The organism is Pedobacter suwonensis (genome assembly GCF_044762335.1).
In the GTDB taxonomy this organism is placed as follows: Bacteria; Bacteroidota; Bacteroidia; order Sphingobacteriales; family Sphingobacteriaceae; genus Pedobacter.
Genome location: NZ_JBIWEB010000013.1, coordinates 157,212 through 164,747, shown reverse-complemented (window position 1 = coordinate 164,747; position 7,536 = coordinate 157,212). Strand labels below are relative to the sequence as shown.

Annotated in this window: 5 protein-coding genes; 3 read left to right on the top strand and 2 right to left on the bottom strand. The window is 39.4% G+C overall.

The window, feature by feature from the left end; translation table 11 throughout:
* Window positions 1-483: 483 nt before the first annotated feature.
* Together ACIQXP_RS18715 and ACIQXP_RS18710 are read right to left on the bottom strand one after the other, a co-directional pair.
* A complete protein-coding gene (locus ACIQXP_RS18715; RefSeq protein ID WP_131538299.1) occupies window positions 484-744 on the bottom strand; it encodes a helix-turn-helix domain-containing protein in 261 nt (86 codons plus the stop codon).
* A 266-nt stretch (window positions 745-1,010) separates the two neighbouring features.
* Window positions 1,011-1,769, bottom strand: a complete 759-nt coding sequence (locus tag ACIQXP_RS18710; protein WP_131538300.1) for a hypothetical protein — start codon at window positions 1,767-1,769, stop codon at window positions 1,011-1,013.
* Between the two features lie 361 nt (window positions 1,770-2,130).
* On the opposite strand from ACIQXP_RS18710, the gene ACIQXP_RS18705 reads away from it, so the two are divergent.
* The 3 genes from ACIQXP_RS18705 (at window position 2,131) to ACIQXP_RS18695 (ending at window position 7,090) form a co-directional block, all read left to right on the top strand.
* A complete protein-coding gene (locus tag ACIQXP_RS18705; protein WP_387506702.1) occupies window positions 2,131-3,318 on the top strand; it encodes a glycoside hydrolase family protein in 1,188 nt (395 codons plus the stop codon).
* Window positions 3,319-4,171: 853 nt separating this feature from the next.
* A complete protein-coding gene (locus tag ACIQXP_RS18700; RefSeq protein WP_391527793.1) occupies window positions 4,172-5,887 on the top strand; it encodes a sodium:solute symporter family protein in 1,716 nt (571 codons plus the stop codon).
* Window positions 5,888-5,908: 21 nt separating this feature from the next.
* Window positions 5,909-7,090, top strand: coding sequence for a glycoside hydrolase family 130 protein (locus ACIQXP_RS18695; RefSeq protein ID WP_131538303.1), 1,182 nt, complete (start codon window positions 5,909-5,911; stop codon window positions 7,088-7,090).
* Window positions 7,091-7,536: the final 446 nt, after the last annotated feature.

The window sequence follows — 7,536 nt, the reverse complement described above, 5'->3', positions numbered from 1 at the left end:
TTTTGCACAACAACTTCTGCTTTTTTCAAGCAACAACTCTGGGGGTCAATTTGAAATTGGCGAAAGGGGGTCAAATTTATTGGTATATGCACTCATAGTTTAAATCCATGATTGGTTAAAGAGATATGTAGGCTTCCAAATTTTTCGATATCTACATATCTCAATATGCTTATTTCTCAACCTTGGCTGTTTCACACCACCAGACCAAACTCCCCTTCTTTGGATGATAGGAAGGCTTATATTGGATATAACCATAAGCAATAAGCTGTTGCATGCACTTATGGTAGGTCGCAATTGAGGCAACTTTCGAGAATGCCATCAGTTTTCTCCTTGTAACTGAAAATGGCTCCCGATACTGATTATTCTGCCAGCATAGACAGATTGCTGTCAGCATACTGATATGAGTTGGAAGCAATCTGCCGTCCAATTCTAATCGTAAAACAATGACCTCAAAACCTCCCCTTAGGTGGGTTTCATCGTTAATCATTGATTTCCCTCAAGCAGCTTTGTGATATCCTCCATTTTGTAATACATCATTCCTCCAATCTTGGTGTAATGCAGCGTTCCGTTGATTCGCAGATTCTGCAATGTACCAGGCGAGATACCCAGCAGTTTACGTACATCAGCGCTCTTTAACCATTGTTTGTTTTCGGGTTGTCCGGGCTTCAGGAGCTGCCTAATCTCGCTGAGCATTTCGGTTTTCAGATTTTTTAGATCATCCTTTGTGATTAATTCTACATTCATTTTCCTTGATTTATTTTATCATAACACTATTTGTCAGCTCACAATACCACTAAGAAGGCCCTTTATTGAAAAGGCAAACTCAAACTTCCGTAGCTGTATTTTTTGAGCTGGGACAAAGAAAAATAAAGGAAATTGCATTTCGCTACCATACAAAATTGTATGGTAATGGATTGGTTAATAATAAAATGTATTATTCAGGAATTGGATAAGTATCGAATGATATTCTTATCAATCTTTTGGATGTATTTGTAGATTTTTAGCTATCGCTATTTTCTTATAATGCTCTTAATCTCGAAAAGATGTTGGTCCGCCGGAATGGATGAAGAGCGGGTACCTGGATTGCGCCTGTCCTTGGGGAAATATCTCCGAACACGGTTAAAGTCAATTTCTTTGTTGTCTTCCCGGAAATATTTGCAAATCATTTTTACCCACACAATTTGGAATTCCGCAAAAACTAGTTGTTTGTCAGAAGGTAATTTTATCTCTTCCATTTGGATAACTAAATCTACAAAGCTTAGAAACCCTCCTTTAGGAATATTGATGAATTGAGTAGTTTCTAATTCGGTTGCATTCTTAAGTTCAGCCTTAAGTGAATTTATTTGTCGCTTAAGCGTTAAAATATGAGATTCCTGATTGGCAACTATGTCATCGAAGGATTTATGAATATTCCATCTATCAAACGATACAAGCAGAATTTTTAGCTGTGAAAGATGAGCAATTTCACGCTGCGTTTTGGGATGGTTTTTGGCGTAAACATCCCTGCTATTTAGTACTTTTAATTGTCTATCGACTATCTCGAAAAGGTTTTTGAAGAATAATTTTTCAGTACTATCGATAACATTTTTTTGGTAGTAATCCCAATGATGTCTATAGAATTCCTCAAATCTTGTTGGTGGTATTGCGAAAATTCTTTTAAAGAGATGCTTTAAAAAGTGTGATTGGTTCCATGTTATTGGGTTTCCAATATCCAAAGTACTGAGAGAAAAATCAAAGCGATCACGGGGCTTGAAATAAATGATGCTCATAATGTATCGATTTAATCAAAGATAACATTTCCATTCGATAGTTTAATTTGATAATAAATAAGACATGAAGTTGAATAAGGAGGGGCAATTGAAATAGATGGCTGGGACGGGCCTACAATGCATACAAAATTTATAACTTGATGCGATCACCTTCTGAAATGCCAGCGGTTCAGATGTTGGGTCATAACTCCTTTAATTTAATTCTATTGATGATGTCTTGTCTAAGATATATTAATACGCGATTTTGGTAAAATATTGTTACAAAGCTCTTTACAACAAATTTAAGTTTGGTTAAACCAATTTTCGCCTTTACGATGATAGCAAAGAGCACAAAATCGTAGAGCTAACCTAAAAAAATCTTATGAGAAAACTGTTATTATCCCTGGCGGTCATGGCCATAATTGCCTCAAACGCCTGTAAACAAGAGCAGATCAACCCAGAGCCCGCTCTAACTAATCAAAAAACCGAGGTCAACCAGCAAAACACCTCCGCTGCTTTAGTCACCAACCCAACAGTGACCATTGGGGGCAACAAATTTTATGTCGAAGGCAAAGAAATCTTTTTCAACGGCATTAACACGGCATGGCAAAAGCAGGCCGATTACACTCTGGACTTCCTCGGTCGTAACTTTGACCGAAACTGGTGGATAAATGAATTCCAGCGATATAAAGATAACCGTATCAACCTGGCCCGTGTCTGGATACATGGTGCAGGTGAATACAGCCCAAGCCTCAATGGCGGTGGTGTTACTACAGGTGCAAGTCCGCAATTCTGGAAAGATATGGACAGTCTGGTAGCCATCGCCACCCGCAAAAAGATCTACATTATGCCAACCCTGTGGTCATTTGACATGGTCAAAGACAACCACCCCAAATACAATCAATATCGACAGATTATCAATGATGTTAATAAGACCCAGTGGTATACAGAATATTTCTTAATCCCATTTGTGCAACGATACGCCAATAGTCCTTATGTGATGGGTTACGACATTTGCAATGAGCCGGAACATATGTGGCGGGATGCCAATTGCGGCAACTTATCAAGGAATAACGTTGTTCGGTTCGTAGCCTGGTGCGCAGCTGCCATAAATCAATATACCTCAAAACCCGTTACTCTAGGTTCTATGTGGATAATTTTCAACAGTAACCGTTTCCCTGGATGGGATACCAACGCAGGTAATAACTACAGTGACGCTTCGCTCCAGACCCAGTATAATAACAGCAATGCCAAACTGGATTTTTATTCCCCGCATTGGTACCAATGGCAAACCTCCGGTGGTCCTTTTAATACGTCCATCGGATACTGGCTAGACAATGGCAATAAACCCGCTCTAATCGGCGAAACTTACGGAGGCAACGTAACCGGATCCAGCTCAGCTAATAATATCACCATGGAAAACTTTTACAAAAATTCCTACCTTAATGGTTATGCTGGTGTCTGCGCTTGGAAAAACCCGCGGGAGAATGACGGTTACGGAACTTTCAACGGTATTATCCAAGGAACAAATGCTTTTTACAATGCTTATCCAAATTTGGTGTACCCGTAAATTCGTTATTGCCCAAATAAAGCTAGACCGTGGATTCTACTCCATACGCGAATTTCCTTTTTTCAAAGGGAGCGGTCTTGCGGAATAGTGATGATATACTAAGCAAATTGATTTGCCTGCTATTCACCTTGGAAGCAAGGCTGTTCGCCTTTTTTATGCCCTTGCGCTATATTTAATAATATAGCCAACATATTCTAATCTACTAGAGATCAGTATCTTTATTCTTTCTATTCACAAAATAATATATATTCGAAAGATTCATCTACAAAACTAACCAAACCGCGTGTACTGCAGCAGTTGTGAAAAAGTACTCAATTAAAAAGAATGAGGGCAGCTACTAACAACGTCTGTCTCAGATGGCCACAGCAAGTATATAATTTTGGTAAAATAATATTGATGAGAGTAACATTCCCTACCAACATATTATTCAGTTTGTTAAAATACCATAGCCTGAATAAATCCCAGGAATATGAGTTTTTGCATCTTGTATGCATCTTATTTCCGTAGCCGTAAAGTATAAGTATGCTTTTAAAATACAAGCATTAGATAAAATAGTATTAACATACTATTCTTTTCAAGACTACTTTTGATACATAAACAAGCAGTAACGAATCTTATATTCGCCATGTACTAACCAACCATTATATGAGACACATTCCAGTTTTAATTGAGGACTGTTTTAATCTTCAATTTCCAATATCAACCCTAATTACCCTAACTAAACAAGCGATAAACGACTAAGATGAAGCTGCACCTAATCGATATTTTAATCTTGGTCTTTTATTTAATCATGATGGTCTTCATTGGCTGGTATTACCGCAATAAAGCCCGTTTAAATAAAGAAAGCTACCTGATGGGCGGCAAAAAATTGCCATGGTATATGCTCGGCTTAAGTGATGCTTCAGACATGTTCGATATCAGCGGAACCATGTGGATGGTATCGCTTTGCTTTGTGTATGGACTCAAAAGCATCTGGATTCCGTGGTTATGGCCTGTTTTCAATCAGGTTTTCAACATGATGTTTCTTGCAAAATGGTTAAGACGATCAAATGCTGATACTGGTGCGGAATGGTTGGCCACACGTTTTGGTTTAAAGGGCCGCGGTGTTAAGGCATCACATAACGTTACGGTCGTTTTCGCTCTAATCGGTTGCTTGGGGTTTTTAGCATACGGTTTCATTGGTCTTGGTAAATTTGTCGAAATTTTCATACCATGGAATATAGTAGAGCCCTACGTACCCTTTAATGTCAGCACACAATATGTTCCTCATTTTTATGGTATTTTGTTCACCTTATTTGCAACTTTTTATTCCATACTCGGGGGAATGCATAGTATTGTACTGGGAGATGTTATCAAATACATCATCATGACCATAGGCTGTATTGCCATTGGTTATATAGCCTTTACTCACCTGCAAAGCCAGTCCATCCAGACTCCGAAAGGTTGGGCGAATCCTTTTTTTGGATGGAAACTTGAGCTGGACTGGTCAAATATTGTGGCTGATGCCAATAAAAAGATTGCCGATGACGGTTATGGTTTATTTGGCTTATTCTTTATGATGATGCTATTTAAAGGTGTCTTTGCAAGTCTGGCCGGGCCCGCACCAAACTATGACATGCAAAAAGTACTTTCAACCAGCTCTCCCAAAGACGCCTCGAAAATGACAGGTTTCGTTTCTATAATACTTCTTCCTGTCCGATATACTATGGTTATTGGGCTCACAGTGCTAGCACTTTTATATTACAAACAACTGGACTTAAGTTCACCAACAGGAACTGATTTTGAGCGCATACTGCCAGCAGCCATCAATTCATTTTTGCCAGTAGGCGTGTTGGGTATTGTACTTACAGGTCTTATGGGGGCCTTTATGGGGACTTTCTCAGGAACTTTAAATGCCGCCCAAGCTTACATCGTAAACGACATTTACCTAAAATATGTAAGGCCTGAAGCTTCGACTAAGCAAATCATGACTATGAATTATTTAACAGGACTAGTGGTGGTTGTGGTTGGTGTTTTTTTGGGTTTTTTTGCCAAAGATGTCAACAGCATTTTGCAATGGATAGTCTCAGGGCTATATGGCGGTTATATCGCGGCGAATATGTTAAAATGGTATTGGTGGAGATTCAATGCAAACGGCTTTTTCTGGGGGATGCTTTCAGGTATCGCTGGTGCCTTGGTCTTTTCGCACTTCTTTAGTGGTATTGAATTTCTTTACTATTTTCCCGTGCTATTTATCATCTCCATCGTCGGCGCCCTTGCGGGCACCTATAGCGCTCCTCCAACGGATGAGCAGGTTCTGAAAAGCTTCTACCGCACCGTTAGGCCTTGGGGGTTTTGGAAACCGATTCATGAACTGGTTTTAATAGAAAGCCCTGATTTTAAAGGTAACAAGCGCTTCAAGCTCGACATGTTCAACGTGGCTCTGGGCATTGTAGCCCAGCTCTGCCTGACTGTCCTTCCTATGTATTTTATCCTTTGGATGAAAACGCCATTAATCATCACCATTGTTCTTATTGTCCTAATTGCGGCGATATTAAAACGCACCTGGTGGAATAAATTAGAAAATTAGATTTTTAGACTTTAACATAAAATGAATTTTAACAGCAGACTGGAAAAAATAATAGCGCAATATGAATCGCTCATCCGTCAAAAAAACGAAGCAATAGATTACACCAATGGTATTTTTCAGCGTTACCTAAATCCAGTGCTTACCGCCGGCCACGCGCCTTATAAATGGAAGTATGATTTGGATGAGAACAGTAACCCGCTTTTATTGGAAAGGATCGGCATCAACGCGGTATTCAACTCCGCGGCCATCAAATTTGAAGGGAAATACATTCTTATGGCCAGAGTAGAAGGCGGCGATAGGAAATCTTTTTTTGCCATCGCAGAAAGTGATAACGGTATTGATAACTTTAGATTTTGGGACAAACCAGCTATCATTCCACACCTTGAAGGGGAAACAAATCTATATGATATGCGCCTTGTTCAGCACGAAGATGGATGGATTTACGGTGTGTTTTGTACCGAAAGCCGCGATGCTTCGGCGCCTGAAGCGGACCAGTCTTCTGCTGTTGCGCAATGTGGGATCGTTCGTACCAAGGACCTTATTCATTGGGATAGATTAGCGGATTTCAAAACCCACTCCGCCCAGCAGCGAAATGTAGTTTTGCATCCGGAATTTGTGGATGGCAAATATGCATTCTATACCCGTCCACAGGACAGTTTCATTGAGGCAGGTAAGGGTGGAGGTATTGCATTTGGGCTTGCAGATGATATTGAGCATGCAACAGTAGATGTGGAAACTGTCATCGATAAGAGAATATACCATACAATTTATGAGGCTAAAAATGGTCTTGGCCCCGCTCCGATAAAAACTGAAAAGGGCTGGTTGCAGATGGCCCACGGGGTGCGTAATACTGCCGCCGGTCTTCGTTATGTTTTGTATTTATTTTTGAGCGATGCAAATGATCTCACCAAAGTCACTCACAAGCCTGCAGGTTATTTTCTTGCACCAGAGGGCGAGGAGCGGGTGGGTGATGTATCAAATGTTGTTTTTTGCAACGGCTGGATAGCAGATAATGACGGAAAGGTATTTATTTATTACGCATCTTCAGATACAAGAATGCATGTGGCAACCTCCAGCATTGATAGCTTATTGGATTACACCATGAATAGTCCACAGGATGGATTTAACAGCGCCGCATCAGTACAGCAAATTTGCAAAATGGTTGAAAAAAATGACCAATTGGAATTAATTGAAAAGCGTTAGGAAGCTAGTTAATCTATATCTAATTCGTTATTAAAACATTAAATTAGGTTAAAATACTATTAGCCTTATGTTAACTTGCAAAAGCTGTTAGCGAATTAGCCGAAATGAATTTTCTAATTGGTTTAGCGGTTGGAGGGCCCTTAATAAAGTGGGTCCTCTTTCTTTTTTTTTCGCAAATTACCATTTAAATTATAGGTGGTATAAACGATGTTTATCAGTCTAAAATTGTGTCTATGAGGCTGAGACTTCTCATCATCTAAAAAAAAATATTTTACCATATTCTGCAATAAAACACCTAGCCATCAGTGATGCTGAAATCGATTCATGCCACTAAAGAAATAATGCTGGAAAGCGTTTGACTTCGCGTATTATCTATACGAATTATACCATATTTTGTTAAAATACCATTAATTAACAGGCAATATTTTAACTAATATTGCTTATAC

Coding starts and splice junctions, on each gene's coding strand:
- ACIQXP_RS18715 (WP_131538299.1), bottom strand. CDS start 744: ATGAATGTAGAATTAATCACAAAGGATGATCTAAAAAATCTGAAAACC.
- ACIQXP_RS18710 (WP_131538300.1), bottom strand. CDS start 1,769: ATGAGCATCATTTATTTCAAGCCCCGTGATCGCTTTGATTTTTCTCTC.
- ACIQXP_RS18705 (WP_387506702.1), top strand. CDS start 2,131: ATGAGAAAACTGTTATTATCCCTGGCGGTCATGGCCATAATTGCCTCA.
- ACIQXP_RS18700 (WP_391527793.1), top strand. CDS start 4,172: ATGGGCGGCAAAAAATTGCCATGGTATATGCTCGGCTTAAGTGATGCT.
- ACIQXP_RS18695 (WP_131538303.1), top strand. CDS start 5,909: ATGAATTTTAACAGCAGACTGGAAAAAATAATAGCGCAATATGAATCG.